The following is a 15,571-nucleotide window of genomic DNA, read 5'->3' as shown; positions in this document are numbered from 1 at the left end:
CACGCGCATGCCCGATGACCAGCCCACCGCAGCCGAAGACGGTCCCGTCTTCACCAGCTTCGGCATCGCGTCGGCGGTGCTGGGGGTGATCGCAGTCATCGCGGTGGCGCTGGCTGCGCTGATCTGGGTGCAGCACCGTGCCGACACCGACGAACTGAGGTATCGGGCCCGCGTCATGCAGGCCGCGGCCGACTGGACCAGCGTGCTGATCAACATGAACAAGGACACCGTGGAGTCCGACCTGGTCAAGCTGCACGAGAACACCGTCGGCCAGCTCAACGCCGACTTCGACGCGGCGGTCGAGCCCTATCGCGAACTCGTGCAGAAACTGCAGACGCAGACCACCGGTCAGATCGACTCGGTGGCCGTCGAGTCGCTCCGCCATCCGCAGCCCGGACCCGACGGGGCGCGACCGCCGAACTCCCAGCCCGCGGTGACGGAGTTCGCGTCGCGCACCGACACCGTTCTGGTGGTCGCGACATCGATCAGCGAGAACGCCGGTGAGCAGAAGCCGCAGACCGTGCGTTGGACATTGCGGCTGGACGTGTCCGACGTGGACGGCAAGCTGATGATCTCGCGGTTGGAGCCGATCCGATGAGGAACGCCTGGCGGGTCGCCGCATTCGACGTCGCCGCTCCGCTTGCCGCGATAGCGGCGCTGGTGTACATCGGCATCGCGCTGGCCTGGCCGCTGTGGTGGGTTGCGGTGTGCTCGGTGCTGTGCCTGCTGATCGTCGAGGGCGTCGTGGTCAACGGAGTGTTGGCGCGCCGCGATGCGGTGACCGTCGGCACCGACGACGACGGTCCGGGGCTACGACTGGGAGTGACCGCGATCGCGACGGGGGCGCTGGCGGCCGCGGTGCTGGTCGGCTACCTGGAATGGACGGTGCCCGACCGCACGCTGCGCAACGACAGCACTGAGGTGGTGGGCATCGCCAGCAGTGTCGCCGAAGCGTCGGCGACGTTCACCCCGCAGAGCCCCACGGCGTCGATCGACCGGGCGGCGGCGATGATGTCGCCGGAACGAGCCGAAGCGTTCAAGAACGAATTCTCCTCGGTGGCAGAGGATTTGACGAGCCGAAACGTATCCGCGCAGGCGAGCACCGTGTCCGCGGGCATCGAGGCGATCGGGCCGAACGTCGCCAGCGTCGCGGTGATCCTGCACGCCACGCAGAACTCGCCGGGCAAGCCGACCGACACCGCAGTGCTGGCGTTGCGGGTCGCGCTGTCGAAAAAAGACGGCCGCTGGATGGTCGACGACGTGTCGCCGATCCACTCCCGCTAACCGAGAAGGCGGGCGTGATCGACCTTGATGCAGCGGTCCATCACGACCCGCAACCCCGCGGCGGCGCCGTCGCGGGCGACTTGCTCGTCCCACAGGCCAAGTTGTAGCCACAGCACCTTGGCGCCGACCGCGACGGTGTCGGCGAGGACGCCGGGCAGGTGTTCGCGGCGGCGGAACACGTCCACGAGATCGGGCGCGACGGGAAGGTCTGCCAACGACGGATAGACCGGTGTGCCCTCGATCTCGTCGACCGTCGGATTCACCAGGTACAACTCGTAATCGCTGGCCGCCTTGAGGTACGTCCAGATCTCATGGCTGGCGCGGTCGGGATTGGGCGATGCGCCGACGATCGCCACCGTGCGGGTTTCCCGCAGAATCTCCTCGAGGTCCATTCCCGGCGTATACCCAGCGACCGACCGGCGTCAGCTGTCGGGCCGGTTCGACCGCATCCGGGCGAACCGTTCGGACAGCCGCTTCATGCGCACCATCAACGCCGCCGATGGGCTGGTCTTGCCGCTGACGAAGGCCGCGAAGTCGGCGGCGTGCACCCCGATTCGCGACGCGAATTCCTGCGGGCCGAGCCCGGAGTGCTCCAGTAGCGCGCGGATGTGGCGGGCCACCTCCTGGCGCTCGTTGGCTTCCAGGTGTTCGCGGGTCCGGGTGAGGACCTCGGCGAGGGCCTTGGACACTCCGTACGGCCGCGCCGTCTCGAGGACCTCCTCGACCTGGCGGGCGGTACGGCCGAACGGATCCCGCTTGATCGCCGCGACGATGCGCTGCCAGACGGCGAGGTCGTCGGTCTCCAGCGCCGCGCGGATCGCAGAGGTAGGCCAGAACTCGACGGGCCGCTCGTCGGCCGTCGGCTTCGGCGCGGGCGGTGCCGGGCGCTGTTCGGGGGGGACACCCCCGCGGCGGCGGGTATCCCGGATGTCGGGAGTCACCGTCACCTCGCCTCCTCCAGCATCGCGACCGCAACCGACAGGCAACGCTCTCTGACCTTGGCCCACTCCGCCTCCGCCTCGGGGCCCGACATCCGGGTGTCGTGCTCGTCGGAAGGCGTCGGGTCGGCCAGTCGGCGCACCAGCTGGGTCGCCACCCATTGTTTCCTCGACTGCCGACCACAGTAGTACCGGTCCATCGCGGTCAGCACTTCTGCCGCGGTGTGCGTCTCCATGCACTCGACGAGATCAACGAATTCCGCGTAGTCGCGGGTGGTGTTCCGGCACATGAGCAGGTAGCTCTTGAGCCGCAACGTCTCCGCGCCCGTCGGGATCTGCAGCCGGTCACCGGTCGGCAGCTGGACATTGGTGGTCTCCATCGGACTGCGCCGCTCCATCGGCGCACCCTCGCAGTCCGACGCGGTCGCCAGCGCGTCGAGGGCGACCGACAATCGGCCGCCCCACATCGTCACCGGATGTACTGGCGGCGCGGCGGTGGCCAGTGCGGTGCCGCCGCCGTTTCGGCTGTTGCGGTGGCCGCCGTTGAGCCGCTCGGCGCTGCGCATCTTCGTGGCGGGGCCGGCCGCGCCGCAGCCACTGAAGGCCAGCGGATCGGTGACCGTGACAGCTTGCGGCACAAGAGTTTTCAACTTGGCCGCCGACTTGACAACCATGCGCAGCTCGGAGCCGGTCGGGCCCAGCGACGACAGATCGTCGGGGATGATGATCAAGTCGGGGGTGTCCACCTTGGGCAGCGGCTTCTCGAAGTCCACCGACGGCAGGATGCGAACCAGCCAGCGCGGCAGCCACCAGTTCCACTCGTCGAACATCGCCATCAGCGCGGGCACCAGGACCAGCCGCACCACGGTCGCATCGACCGCGATCGCCACCGCACACGCCACGCCCAACTGCGCCACCAGCGGCATACCCGCGAACGCGAAACCGATGAACACCGCGATCATGATCAGCGCCGCGCTGGTGATCGTTCTGGCGCTGGTGCTCACGCCGTAGGCCACCGCGTCGCGGGTGTTGCGCGTCAGCAGGAACCGTTCCCGGATGCGGGTCAACAGGAAGATCTCGTAATCCATGGACAGGCCGAACGTCATCGCCAGCACCAGGGGAGGAATGGTGCTGTCCAGCGACGAGATCTGCTCGAAGCCCAGGTCCTCCAGCCACCCCCACTGGAACACGACGACGAGGCTGCCGTAGGCGGCCGCCACCGACAACACGGTCATCAGGACGCCCTTGATCGCCAGCACCACCGACCGGATCGCGATGAGCAGCATGAGGAACGCGATCAACGCCACGAAGACGAACACCAGCGGCTGAGTGGCAGACACCCGGTCGTCGAAGTCCTTGATCAACGCCGTCGGGCCGCCGACGTCGACCTGCACGTTCTCCACGCCGGAAGCCTTCGGCAATTCGGCACGCATCCAGTCGACCGTCTCGCGCGCACCCATGTCCTCGGGGTCGACCGACAGCACCGCCGACAGCAACGCCTGCCGGCCGTCCTCGCCGAACGAGGGCGGGCTGACCGAAACCACGTTGGGGCCCTGTGCGATGCGCTGGCGGAGCGCGTCGAGCATCGGTTCCTTGGCCGGCGCCGACGCGGCGTCGCCCTCCGGGAACGTCACCAACACCCGAACCGGGCCGAGCGCACCGGGGCCTAGCGCCTCGGCCGCCGCGTTGACCCCGCCGCGGATCTCGTGGGTCGGCTCGAACTGACGCTGCATGCTGTTGCCGAGCATCATCGAGAACGCCGGCGCGGCCAGCGCCACCAGCAGCGCCGCGGCGGCCAGCGCCGACAGCCACGGTCGGCGCATCACCCACCCGGTCCACCGGGTCCAGAACCGCGACTGGGTGCTTTCCGATCGCCTCGACCAGTGCAGATACGACGAGCGTTTGGCCGCCGCCCGGCCGAACGTCGCCAGCACAGCAGGCGTGAGGGTGGTGGAGGTGAGCACCGCCACCGAGACGGCGAGGATGGCGCCGGTCGCCATCGACACCAGCACCGGAGTCTGGATCAGGTAGATCCCGGTCACCGAGGCGATCACGGTCACCCCGGACAGCACCACCGCCAGGCCGGACGTTGCCATCGCGGCGTCGGCGGCCTGTTCCGGGTCGCGGCCGGCGCGCAGTTCCTCACGGAACCGCATGAGGATGAACAGCGAGTAGTCGATGGCCAGCGCGATGCCGAACATCGACACGGTCGACGTCACGAACACCGACATCGACGTGACCATCGACACCAGATAGACGATGCCCATGGTCACCGCGACCGTGCAGACGCCGAGCACCAGTGGCACGGCCGCCGCCGCCAGCGACCCGAACACCGCGAGCAGGACGATCAGGACGATCGGAAGGTTCCACCGCTCGGCCTGGGCGATGTCGTGTTTGGTGGCCTGGGTGGCCGCCGCGCCCAGCGCGCCCTGGCCGATGACGTACAGCTTGACCTTGCCGTCGCGGAACTCGCCGGGATCCTCGCCGTCGATGCCGACCTTTTGGCGCAGTCGTTTGGCGACGTCGACCGCGCCGGTGTTGTTGAAGTCCAGCTGCAGAGTGATGACGTACGGGCGATCGGGTTGGGGCGGCGGCTGTTGCCGATTGGGCACGACCTTGACGCTGGGCACCTCGGCGGCGAGGCGTTCGAGGTGGGCGACGGCCGCGTTCATGTCCTCGAACGAGGCGTCGGCGCGCGGCGCGGCGACCAGAGCCAGGGGGGAGGCGCCCTGATCGGGGAAATGCTCTTCTAGTTGCCGCTGAACCCGCAGCGACTGCGAACCCTCGACCTCGAAGCCGCCACCCGTGAGGTGGCTGGACTGGTTGAGCGCGAGCCAGATCGCCGGGGCCAGGAGAAGCAGCCATACGGCGAACACCGCCCAGCGATATCTGCGCAGGTTGCCACTCAAGCGCATCATGAACTGCTGGATTGGAAACCCCCGCTTTCTCCCCGGCGTTTCGTAGCCGAAGCGTACAACAGTGTGCGGTAAGGTGCCGCGTCCTTCAGTGGTCCCCGAGCAATCTGCCAGCAACGCCTCGAGCTGCTCTAATCCACTTCTCGCGAACGGATCGCGGGCCGTTACCGCGATGGTTCGTCAGCTGGGACGCCCCGCGCGTCCTGCCCGCGGAATTGGCGGGCGCAGCGGGCCGGATGGCAGGATGTTAGGCGGCCGTTTTCGGCGTCGGGGACTGATTGCCGTCCATCGCGAGAGTGTTTGCGGGTTGTTCGAAATGTGGACACCGTCCGCAAATCGTAAGGAGTTGTCCATGAAAACGACCACCGGGGTGATGCGTCGAGGGCTTTTCGGTGTTCTTGCTGCCTCCGCCGCCGGCGGTGCCGTGGTGGCCGCGCTCGTGACGCCGGCGACACCGTCGGCGACCGCCGCGCAGGACCCGTGCGCGGCCAGCGAGCTTGCCAGGACGATCGGTGAAGTGGCCACGTCGACCGGCGAGTATCTCGAAGAGCACCCGCAGACGAACCAGGCTCTGACGACGATCAGCAAGCAGCAGGCGGGGCCGCAGTCCCTGGCCGAGGTGAAGACGTACTTCGATGCCAACCCGGAAGTGGCCGAGGACATGCAGCAGTTGCAGCAGCCGCTGGCGAGCCTGTCCGGCAAGTGCAAACTGCCGTTCACGCTGCCTCAGGTGGCGGGTCTGTTGCAGGCCGCGCAGCAGGGTGGCGGCCTGCAGGCGAGTTTGCCGGCACAGACGCCCGCCGCCCAGAACGCGGGCCTTCCCGGCGCGGTTCCCACGGCACACATGCCCGCGGCGGCGCCGGTCTCGCAGGGCACCGCGTCCACGCCGGGATCGGCCGTCGCCGGTCTGCCCTGACCCGAGCCGGCGCGCAGCACCCCGCAACGGGTCAACTGAGCTGCGGATTCGGAGTTTTTCAGGATTGGTTGACTGCAAGGCGAGAAAGTCTGCCGACATTCTGCTTAGCTTTTCAGCGTTGGTCCTAGCTGGTCTTCGTCAGTAACCGCCCAGGTTACGGCCACTCCACTTCCGATGAAGGAGCTCAACCATGGTTCTCTCGGCCCGTAGTGCGCGACGTGCGGTAGCTGGCGCGGTCGGCACCGGCGCGATCGCCGGTGCGATGTTCCTCGGTGCCATGCCAACGGCTTCGGCCCAGCCCGCGCCGCCGAACTGCACGGCGGCCGATCTCGCCGGAGTGGCGTCCGGAGTCTCGGCAGCGACTTCCGCGTATCTTTTCAGCCATCCGGATGTGAACTGGTTCTTCACCAGCCTCGAGGGCCTGCCGCGCGACGAGGTCCGGGGCAAGGTGCAGGACTACCTGAACTCCAACCCTCAGGTGAGGGCCGAGTTGACCGGGATTCGCCAGCCTCTGGTTGACATCAAGAACCGCTGCGGCGACACCAACGGCGACGGCCTCGCGGACAGCTAGCCCTGTTCGCGCCCTACTCATCGCGCCCGCTGCTGACGGTGTCAGCGGCGGGTCATGACCAGGATGGCGGCGCGCCAACCCAGTAGCAGCACTGCGGTCGAAATCGTGGCCACCACAATGAAACTCGGTGCGATGCCGGCCGACGTCAGCTTGCGCAGCAGCATCCCCACCACGACGGTGCACACCCACACCGCGATCCCCGTCGGGAGCAGCGCGTAGGGTCGCCGCCACCCGCGGGACAGCGCCCACCCGGCCCCCGCGCCCGCCAGGAACGGCCACGCGGTCGCAGCGACGCCGGCCAGGTCGACGCCCTCGGCGTGGCTGCGTCTGCCGATGGCGGCGAACACGATCAGGCAGCACACGTCGGTTGCCAGCGCCGCCAGCGCGGGCCGGGTGTGCTCCCGGCTATCGATCGGCATAGGTCACCACATCCAATTCCAGTGGCATGGCAGCCTTTTCGTCGCGCGCAGTGAACTCGGGCGCAAGCGCCGCCGCATCCCCGTCAAAGAGGGCGTCGATGGCGTCGTCGTCGGCGAGGCGCGCATCGAGCCGGAACTCGTCGAAGACAAACGGCAATCCGTTGGAGCCGAGCGGATCTGGTGAGCTCATCACATGGAAGTGCAGGTGCGGAGCGCTGGAGTTGCCGGTGTTGCCGACGTGTCCGATCACCTGGCCCGCCGTCAGGCGGTCGCCCGGTTTGACTGCCACAGTGCCGGTTTTGAGGTGGGCGTACAGCGCATAGTTCCCGTCGCCGAGGTCCTGTACGACGTGGTTGCCGGCGTACTGCTCCAACGGCAACCCGGTGGGGTTCCGGCCGGGGACCTGCTCAGGTAGGCCGTCGAGCACCGAGACCACCACGCCGTCGCCGACGGCGTGGATATCGGCCCCGAAGTAGGCGAAACTCTCCAGCTTCGACGGGTCGCCGGTGACCAGCCGGCCGTTCCGATCGAGTTGGACGTAGTCGATCGCGAATCGTTCTGCGGCCCATAGGCGCCCGTTGATGGGGTTGAGGGCGGTGCGGTGCGCACTGGTGCCGCAGCATCCGCCGCCGTCGATCCAGTTCGGTCCCGCCAGCGGCGAAGTGATGACGACGGGTTCGCGGAGTTGCACGTCGACCGGCGCGATGTCGACGGTCTGGGTGCCGGGGAACAGCGGCACCTGTGGCTCCGGGTTCGACACCTTGACCGCATGCCTGAGCCGGGTCGGCATCGGCGCGTCGCGCTCCAGCGCCAGGTCGAACCACACGACCGCCGTCTGCGCCGGACCGAGTGTCGTTGTCGGCGCCGGTGTTCCGAGTAACCGAGTCCACTGCGTCAACTGGTCGCCGGACAGGTCCAAGAGCGCAACGTCGCGATCCAGCACCGTGACCGACGTCAGTGTCACCTCGTTCGGCAACACGTTCGTCAGGCTGATCTCGTACACCAGGTGGGTCTTGCCGTCGGTGGCGGGAACCGGCACGGGTTGGGTGATCGCCTCGCCGACGAGTGGGGTGGCCACCGACGGCGCGGGCCTGCGGGTCGGCCCGGGTGGCGGCGACTCCTGCGTCGAGGATTGGGCCGACCCCGTCGGCGACGTCGCGGACGGCTGTTCGGGTGCCGGCGAACATCCGGCGAGCAGCGCCGCGACGCCGAGAACCGCTACGGCTGCTTGTCGCATGCGTCGGGGTCGACGTCGGTCTCGGTGCGGAACATGAAGAAGAACACCACCCATCCGATCGCCGCGATGAAGATCCAGCTGATCAACCGGTAGATGAGCATCGCCGAGATCGCCGACGCCAACGTCATTCCGCTCGACACCAGGCCGGGCACCAGCACCGCCTCGACCACCAGCAACCCGCCGGGCATCAACGGGATCGACCCGACCGCGCGGGCAGCGACGTACGCCACGATCACGCCGAGCAGTGAGGGCCGTCCGCCCGCGGCGTAGCAGGCGAACAGCAGCGTGCCCACACCGGTCACCAGCGTGAACATCGACCACACGAACGCGACACTGAGCTGGCTTCGGCTCAGCTTCACCGACTCGAGTTGCGCCAGCGTCGCACGCCACCTCGTCAGCCCGTTGTCGGCCGGTTTGGCGCGCAGGTAGTTCACCCATGACAGCACCCGCACGCCGACGCCGTCGAGCAGATCCGGCCGGGACGCCACCGCCTGCGCCAGCACGATCAGCATGATGAAGCCGGCCAGCGTGAAGATCAGCGAGAACGGGTTGTGTTTGGCGCCGAGGAAGAACGCGCTGCCCAACCCGAGCAGCGCCAGGCTGGTTACCTGCAGCGCCCCCGACATCACCAGCTGCCAGGAGGCGATGACCGGCGTCGCACCCCAGAGTCGCTGCTGGCGGTAGATGAACGTCGCCGACAACACCGGCCCGCCCGGTAGCGTCGTGCTCAGCGAGTTGCCCGCATAGAACGCCGCCTGCGAACGCCACTGCCGCACAGGAACTTCCGCCGATCGCAGCAACTTGCGCTGAATGTCGCCGAAGAAGTGCATGGACGCCAGCGCGGTGCCGACCGCCGCCAGCACCCACCACCACTGCGCCGTGTAGAGGCTGTGCCACGCCTTGGCGAGCTGATCCCACACCAGGCCGAGTTCGACGGTCAGCACGACGACCACGACAGCGAAGACAGCCCACCGCAGCCACCAGTACCTGCTTCGCGTGGAGTGCCCCTGGCTGCGGGCTGCACTCGCAGGCGCGTCGTGGGCCACGGGGTAAGGGTAGTGCGTGGCGTGGCCGATTCCGCAGATCCGGCCCAGGATGCTGCGGGCGTTACGCTATCGGGATGCCCGAGGGCACTTCTTTCGATGACGAGGCGGTTTCGCCACTCGTTCGCAAGGCCGCTGCGTGGTCGTGGCGATTGCTGATGATTCTCGCCGCCATCGTCGCGTTGCTGTGGCTGTTCAAGCGACTGGAGATCATCGTCGTCCCGGTGGCGTTGGCGACGATCCTGGCGGCCCTGCTGATGCCGGCCGTCGACTTTCTCGACCGGCGCGGCGCGCCGCGCGGCGGTGCCGTTGCGCTGATGTTGCTCGGCGGCTTCGCCGTTGTCGGAGGAATTCTGGCCTTCGTCGTCAGCCAGTTCATCGAGGGCGCACCGGCGTTGGTCGAGCAGGTGAGCCGCAGCATCGACGGTGTCCGCGACTGGCTGATCGACGGCCCACTGCACCTGAGCCGGGAACAGATCGACAACGCGGGCAACGCCGCGATCGAGGCTTTGCAGAACAACCAGGAAAGGGTGACGACCGGCGCGCTGTCGACGGCAGGCACGGTGACCGAGATCGTGACCGGTGCGGTGCTGGTGTTGTTCACGCTGATCTTCCTGCTGCAAGGCGGGCGCAACATCTACGCGTTCGTCACCCGGATCTTCCCGGCGAACGTGCGCGAGCGCGTCCGCGACGCCGGGCGGGCCGGCTTTCACTCTCTGATCGGTTACGTGCGGGCGACGTTCCTGGTCGCGCTCGTCGACGCCGTCGGAATCGGCACCGGCCTGGCGATCATGGGCGTGCCGTTGGCGTTGCCGTTGGCGTCGCTCGTGTTCTTGGGCGCATTCATTCCGCTCGTCGGTGCGGTGATCGCCGGCGCCCTCGCTGTGGTCGTCGCGTTGATCGCCAAAGGCATCATCTACGCGCTGATCACCCTCGCCCTCGTCATCGCGGTCCAGCAGTTGGAAGGCCACGTCCTGCAGCCGCTGGTGATGGGTCGTGCGGTGTCGATTCACCCGCTGGCGATCGTCCTGGTCATCGCGGGCGGTGGCGTCTTGGCGGGCATCGTCGGAGCACTTCTGGCCGTGCCGGTGCTCGCATTCCTCAACAGCTCGATCCGCGTGCTCACCGCGAGCGACCCGGCCGCGGAGGAAGCCGCGCAGGAGGCCGGGGACGGGCCGTTGGTCCGAGCCGAGACCGACGACGTCGAGGAGCGGTAGCCGGCGGGGCTACAGCCTGCCTTCGCGGCGCAGCAAGTCCTGCGCGCTCAGCCCACCGCCGCGGCGCTGACGTTCCTCGTCCTCGCGGGTGTTGAGCTTTTCGGTCGCCGCCTCGGCGTCGTCCGATTGCTTGCCCGGGGTCGGGATGGCCGTTGTCGCGTCAGGGTCCGCCCCTGGTGTCGGAATGGCGGTGGTCGGCTCGTTGTCCGGCGCCGGAGGCGCTTCGGGCCGACGTTGTCGCCTGCCTTCCTGCGGGTTCCCCGCGGGCATCGCCCTGGTGGGCTCGGCCGACGGTCGTTGCGGTGCCGACGGGGCGGGCGGGGCGGCCGGGGCGGGTGGCGTGCCGGTCCCACGCAACTCGCCGAGCCACGACTCGATCTCACGTTCCTCCCGCGCAGGCCGTGACGGCGGGGCGGGCGGCGGCGCCGGCGGACGGGCAGCCTGCCGGGTCGCGGCGGCGGCGTTGGTCACCGCGTTACGCACGGCGTTCTTGGCCATCGACAACCGCGTGGTCGGCGGTTCGTCAGAAGGCGGCGCCGGAGGTTTGGCGGCGCTCGGAATGCGCGTCGTGCCCGCTACCGATGGAGCGTTCGCCCGCGGCGGTGCCGCGACGCGGGTGGCGCCGGGGCGCGACGACCCCTCGACGGCGGGATGCGTCGGATCGTGCGGCGGGCGGGGCCTGTCGAACGGGCGACGCGGCGCGGGCGCACCCGCACCGACCAACGCCTCGGGATCGGCGGAGTCGCGCACCGCGGGCCGCCTCCGCTCGTCGGGCAGTTCGGTCTCACCCAGCCCCATCCGCTCCTGGATGCGCTTCATCCACCGCGGCGCCCACCAGCAGTCGTCGCCGAGCAGCTTCATCACGGCCGGGACCAGGAACATCCGCACGATCGTGGCGTCCAGCAGCAGCGCGATCAGCAGGCCGAAGGCCAGATACTTCATCATCACCAGGTCGGAGAACACGAACGCGCCCGCCACGACCGCCAGCACCAGCGCGGCACCCGTGATCAACCGACCGGTGGTCGCGGTGCCGATCCGGATCGCCTCGGCGGTGGACATGCCGCGTTCCCGCGCTTCCACCATGCGCGAGACCAGGAACACCTCGTAGTCGGTCGACAGCCCCCAGATCACCGCGATGATCAACCCGATCATCGGCGCCATCAGCGGTTGCGGCGTGTAGTTCATCAGGCCGGAGCCGTGCCCGTCGACGAACATCCACGTCAGCACGCCCATCGTCGAACCGAGGGTGAGCGCGCTCATCACCGCGGCCTTGATCGGCAGCACCACCGACCCGAACGCCAGGAACATCAGGATGGTCGTGGTGACGATCAGCACGGCCACCATCAGCGGAAGCTTGTCGAACAAGCTGTGAATGCTGTCCTGTTCCAGTGCCGGGGTACCACCCACCGAGATCGACAGCCCGCGCGGCGGCGTGATGGACCGGAGTTCCTCGATCTTCTTGGCGGCGTCGTTGCGGTTCTCCAGACCGTTCTGGATGACGCGGATCGACGGGTCCTTCGTGCCGCTCTCCTGATGGGGACGCGCCTGCCACATTTTGGCGGGGTCGTCGTCGGCTTCGATGAACCCCGGTATCGCCATCGCCTCGCTGCGGATCTCGGCGACCTGCTGGTCGGTGACCGGATCACCGTTGTTGTTCTCGATTACGATGGTCAGCGGTTCGGTGCGGAACCCGGGGAACGTTTTGTCGAAGGCCTCTTGAGCCGAGCGGACCGGGTTGTTCGGCGGTAGGTACTTCTCGCTGATGCCGCCGAGTGACAACTGACCCAACGGGATGATCAACAGGATCATCGCGATCACGATCGGCGCGGCGAACGCGATCGGGCGTTTCATCACGCGGTTGACCAGCTTGCCCCAGAAGCCCTTCTCGACCTCGGCGCGGGTCTTGGTCTTCTGGGTCTTCTCGGCAAGCCAGTCGAGCCACAGGACCGTCGGCTTGCGCACGGTGGGGCTGAACCGGGCCAGCGCCAGCACCGTGATGGTGCCCGCGACGAATATCAAAATGCCCAGCAGCAACCAGAAGATCGCCGAGCCGACCGTGTCCTTCACCGCGAACAGTCCGTAGGTGAGCCACGCGAACGAACCGATGTAGCCGAGCACCAGGCCGATCAGCGCGAGACCCGCGCCGTCGTCGTGCGTGCGGCGGATCTGCGCGCGGGCGAGGTGGCCGACCGGGATCGCGGCGAACGGGACCAGCACACCGAGGACGACTGATGGGACGGCCAGCGGATTGCGGCGGCCGTTGGGTGAATACGACCCGATCGTGTCCGGCTTGGCGAAGCGCACCAGCGTGCGTACACCGAGGGAGTCGACGTTACGTCCCAGGATCGCGAGCGCGGCCGCCAACACCGTGACCGACAGGACCGCCGCCAGCATCACCGAGGCGATGATCGCGTAGGTGATGGACTTCAGGAAGCCCTGCGGGAACAGCAGCAGCGGCACCGACGACGCCACCAGGATCACCGCGGAGAACATGATGGTCCGGCCCGACGTCATCACGGTGCGCCGGACCGCGGCCTCGGTGTCGTAGCCCTCCGCGATCTCCTCGCGGAAGCGGCTGACCATGAACAGCCCGTAATCGACGGCGATACCGAGACCCATCAGGGTCACCACCGGCTGGGCGAAGAAGTGCACCGGCATGAACTCGGCGAACAACCGCATGATGCCCAGTGCGCCGGCGATCGTCAGGCCGCCGATGATGGCCGGCAGGGAGGCCGCGATGACACCGCCGAACACGAAGAACAGCACCACCGCGACCAGCGGGATGGCCGCGACCTCGGCGCGCCGCTGGTCCTCGCCGATGGTGCCCGTCAACTCGCTGGCCAGCGGCTGCAGGCCGGCGAGTTGGATGTTGCCGTCATTGACCTCGAGCAGTTGGTCTTCGACGGCCTGATAGTTCTTGAGGATCTCGTCGTCGTTGTCGCCCTTGAGCGGGATGCTGACGAACGTGCGGGACAGGTCCGCGGTCTTCATCTGCTGCACGGTCTGCGATTCGGCGTCGGGAGCGCGCAGCCAGCCGACCCAGCTCACGATCCTGTCGCTGTTGTCCTCGACCAGCTTGTTGAGCTCGTCGACGGTCTGCTTCATCCAGGCCGGGTCGTTGACCTTCTTGCCGTCAGGGGGCCTCAGGATCGCGACGATGTGGCTGGTGCGGTCGCGGCCGTACGCCTCGTCGGCGACCACCGACGCGTGCACCGACTGGCTGCCGTCGTCGTAGAAGCCGCTCTGGGTGACGTGGCTGCCGAGGCTGATGCCGTAGATACCGCCACCGAGGCAGAGCGCGACCATGACGCCGATGACGATGTACCGGAATCGGTACACCGTTCGACCCCACCAGGCGAACACTTGAGCTCCTAACTAAGTCAGCGGCGACCCGCGCAGTTCAGTTGTTGACACGCGAGGTCAGTAGCGAGGACAGCGGCCGGAACGGCTGCAACCATGCCCCCTGCTCAGGCAGCGAATCCAGGCCGATTCGCGGTAGCGGTTCCCGGAAAACACCTTCGATGTCCTCCAGGTCGACGAACTCCAAGGTATCCGACGCTAGCGCCCAGCTTGCATGTTCGCGAAATCCGAGCACCTGGACCGGGATGCCGTCGCGGGCGATCTCCTCCAGCGGTTGTTTGAAGGCCTGGCCGTCGGCCGAAGCTACCAGCACCCCGGCCAGACCCTCGCTACGGCGCAGCGCGATGTGGTTCAGCATGTCGGTGTCGACATCGCTGTCCTCGTTCAGTTTCGGTTTCGCGAATACCGCGAAGCCGACGTTACGCAACGCCTCCACCCACGGCCGGACGACGTCGGCGCTGCCCGGGGCGATGTTGGTGAAGACGGTGGCCTCGGGCTCCAGCGTGACAGTCCGGCCGGCGCCAGCGAGCTGGGAAGACAGCTCCGCCGTCCGCGTCAGCAGCCAGCGGCCCAGCGCGTCGAACCGTGGCCGGTGTGCGGCCGTCGGCCTGCCGCCGAGGATCGAGCCGAGACCCATGTCGAGGTTGGGCGCGTCCCAGACCAGCAGCACCCGGGCGACCGCGTCGGCCGCCGGTGGCGTGGCGGCTTCGGGTGGTGCCACCTCTTCTATATGCCCGATGTCTTCTGTGAGGCTCATACTCTCTCCCACAGCAGTTCTGCGACGGCGCTGCCGGCGTGCTGCGCCTTGCCCTCGTACTTGGTGACCGGCCGCTCGACGGAGATCGGAAGAGAATCCGTCGGGCTGATGCGACGCAGCCGCGGCTCGGCGTCGCCGACTTCGGTGATGTGTTCGGCGTAACCGGCGTGGTCCGTCGCGGCGTGCAGCACGCCACCGGGTCGCAGCCGGTCGGCGATCAACGCGACGGTGGCCGGTTGCAACAGCCGCCGCTTGTGGTGGCGGGCCTTGGGCCACGGGTCGGGGAAGAACACCCGCACACCGGTCAGCGAGTCGGGTCCGAACATGTGCTGCAGCACGTCGACGCCGTCGCCGCGGACCAGCCGGATGTTCGTCACATGTTCGCGGTCGATGCCGCTCAGCAATTGGGCCAGCCCGCGCCGATACACCTCCACCGCGACCACGTCGAGGTGAGGTTCCGCCTTGGCCATCGCCAGCGTCGAGGTGCCGGCCCCGCAGCCGATCTCCAGCACGACGGGCGCCGACCGGCCGAACCACGCCTCGGTGTCCAGTTGCGGAACCGGTCGGCCGCCGTCGCGCGCATGCATGCCGATCTCGGGCCACAGGCGTTCCCACGTCGCCTGCTGGGCGGCCGAGAGCGCGGTGCGCCTGGTGCGGAAGCTGGTGACCCGGGGATAGCGGTGCTCGTCGGCGACATCGGGGCTCGGAGCCGAGGCGTCGGCGACATCGGGCCTCGGAGCCGAGGCGTCGGCGACATCGGGCCTCGGAGCCGAGGCGTCGGCGACATCGGGCCCGGGCAGATGCATCCGTCCATGGTGGCTCATCCAGACTGGAGTACCCGCATCGTGGTACAGATTGATACCCAACAGTTGCCTTCGGCTGGTACGGCGGTCTGTCCCCAAGCTGTGTCGCGG

The 15,571-nt window shown here is 68.2% G+C and carries 14 protein-coding genes; 5 read left to right on the top strand and 9 right to left on the bottom strand.

Going from position 1 to position 15,571, the window contains the following annotated elements; translation table 11 throughout:
* The first annotated feature begins 7 nt into the window (after nucleotides 1-7).
* Together G6N18_RS15125 and G6N18_RS15120 are read left to right on the top strand one after the other, a co-directional pair.
* Nucleotides 8-598, top strand: coding sequence for an Rv1363c family protein (locus tag G6N18_RS15125; RefSeq protein WP_083003663.1), 591 nt, complete (start codon nucleotides 8-10; stop codon nucleotides 596-598).
* Nucleotides 595-1,284 carry a hypothetical protein gene (locus G6N18_RS15120; protein ID WP_083003666.1) on the top strand — a complete coding sequence of 230 codons (690 nt, stop codon included), beginning with the start codon at nucleotides 595-597 and terminating at the stop codon, nucleotides 1,282-1,284. Before G6N18_RS15125 ends, G6N18_RS15120 begins: the two co-directional genes overlap by 4 nt.
* Here G6N18_RS15120 and G6N18_RS15115 read toward each other — a convergent pair.
* The 3 genes from G6N18_RS15115 to G6N18_RS15105 are packed head-to-tail and all read right to left on the bottom strand — an operon-like array spanning nucleotide 1,281 to nucleotide 5,140.
* The gene (locus G6N18_RS15115; protein ID WP_083003668.1) at nucleotides 1,281-1,676 is read right to left on the bottom strand and encodes a CoA-binding protein; all 396 of its coding nucleotides are present in this window, start codon (nucleotides 1,674-1,676) and stop codon (nucleotides 1,281-1,283) included. The two genes, G6N18_RS15120 and G6N18_RS15115, sit on opposite strands and share 4 nt — an antisense overlap.
* 30 nt (nucleotides 1,677-1,706) lie before the next feature.
* On the bottom strand, nucleotides 1,707-2,231 hold the full coding sequence (locus tag G6N18_RS15110; RefSeq protein WP_083003671.1) for a helix-turn-helix domain-containing protein: 525 nt from the start codon (nucleotides 2,229-2,231) through the stop codon (nucleotides 1,707-1,709).
* Nucleotides 2,228-5,140: an MMPL family transporter gene (locus G6N18_RS15105; protein ID WP_083003673.1), complete on the bottom strand. Its 2,913-nt coding sequence runs from the start codon at nucleotides 5,138-5,140 to the stop codon at nucleotides 2,228-2,230. Before G6N18_RS15105 ends, G6N18_RS15110 begins: the two co-directional genes overlap by 4 nt.
* Before the next feature lie 349 nt (nucleotides 5,141-5,489).
* Here G6N18_RS15105 and G6N18_RS15100 point away from each other — a divergent pair, with 349 nt between their 5' ends.
* Nucleotides 5,490-6,053 (top strand): hemophore, encoded by a 564-nt coding sequence (locus G6N18_RS15100; protein WP_083003676.1) that lies wholly within the window; start codon nucleotides 5,490-5,492, stop codon nucleotides 6,051-6,053.
* Nucleotides 6,054-6,243: 190 nt separating this feature from the next.
* Nucleotides 6,244-6,624: a heme-binding protein gene (locus tag G6N18_RS15095; protein WP_083003679.1), complete on the top strand. Its 381-nt coding sequence runs from the start codon at nucleotides 6,244-6,246 to the stop codon at nucleotides 6,622-6,624.
* A gap of 41 nt (nucleotides 6,625-6,665) precedes the next feature.
* Here G6N18_RS15095 and G6N18_RS15090 read toward each other — a convergent pair whose 3' ends face one another.
* From G6N18_RS15090 to G6N18_RS15080, 3 genes are read right to left on the bottom strand one after another with little or no spacing between them, the layout of a single operon-like run.
* Complete coding sequence (locus G6N18_RS15090) at nucleotides 6,666-7,043, bottom strand: DUF3054 domain-containing protein (protein WP_083003682.1); 378 nt, start codon at nucleotides 7,041-7,043, stop codon at nucleotides 6,666-6,668.
* Nucleotides 7,030-8,280, bottom strand: a complete 1,251-nt coding sequence (locus G6N18_RS15085; RefSeq protein ID WP_083003685.1) for a M23 family metallopeptidase — start codon at nucleotides 8,278-8,280, stop codon at nucleotides 7,030-7,032. Before G6N18_RS15085 ends, G6N18_RS15090 begins: the two co-directional genes overlap by 14 nt.
* Nucleotides 8,262-9,326: a lysylphosphatidylglycerol synthase transmembrane domain-containing protein gene (locus G6N18_RS15080; protein WP_083003688.1), complete on the bottom strand. Its 1,065-nt coding sequence runs from the start codon at nucleotides 9,324-9,326 to the stop codon at nucleotides 8,262-8,264. Before G6N18_RS15080 ends, G6N18_RS15085 begins: the two co-directional genes overlap by 19 nt.
* A gap of 74 nt (nucleotides 9,327-9,400) precedes the next feature.
* Here G6N18_RS15080 and G6N18_RS15075 point away from each other — a divergent pair, with 74 nt between their 5' ends.
* Nucleotides 9,401-10,540 carry an AI-2E family transporter gene (locus G6N18_RS15075; RefSeq protein WP_083003691.1) on the top strand — a complete coding sequence of 380 codons (1,140 nt, stop codon included), beginning with the start codon at nucleotides 9,401-9,403 and terminating at the stop codon, nucleotides 10,538-10,540.
* A 9-nt stretch (nucleotides 10,541-10,549) separates the two neighbouring features.
* Here the strand turns inward: G6N18_RS15075 and G6N18_RS15070 are convergent, their stop codons facing one another.
* From G6N18_RS15070 to trmB, 3 genes are read right to left on the bottom strand one after another with little or no spacing between them, the layout of a single operon-like run.
* The gene (locus tag G6N18_RS15070) at nucleotides 10,550-13,903 is read right to left on the bottom strand and encodes an MMPL family transporter (protein WP_083003695.1); all 3,354 of its coding nucleotides are present in this window, start codon (nucleotides 13,901-13,903) and stop codon (nucleotides 10,550-10,552) included.
* Nucleotides 13,904-13,940: 37 nt separating this feature from the next.
* Nucleotides 13,941-14,657 carry an NYN domain-containing protein gene (locus G6N18_RS15065; RefSeq protein WP_083003698.1) on the bottom strand — a complete coding sequence of 239 codons (717 nt, stop codon included), beginning with the start codon at nucleotides 14,655-14,657 and terminating at the stop codon, nucleotides 13,941-13,943.
* The gene (gene trmB, locus G6N18_RS15060) at nucleotides 14,654-15,481 is read right to left on the bottom strand and encodes a tRNA (guanosine(46)-N7)-methyltransferase TrmB (RefSeq protein WP_083003701.1); all 828 of its coding nucleotides are present in this window, start codon (nucleotides 15,479-15,481) and stop codon (nucleotides 14,654-14,656) included. The genes G6N18_RS15065 and trmB overlap by 4 nt, the downstream gene beginning before the upstream one ends.
* Nucleotides 15,482-15,571 lie beyond the last annotated feature (90 nt).

This window comes from Mycolicibacterium celeriflavum, assembly GCF_010731795.1.
GTDB lineage: Bacteria > Actinomycetota > Actinomycetes > Mycobacteriales > Mycobacteriaceae > Mycobacterium > Mycobacterium celeriflavum.
Note: the sequence above shows the minus strand (reverse complement) of the source record. Positions and strands in the feature narration are given on the sequence as shown.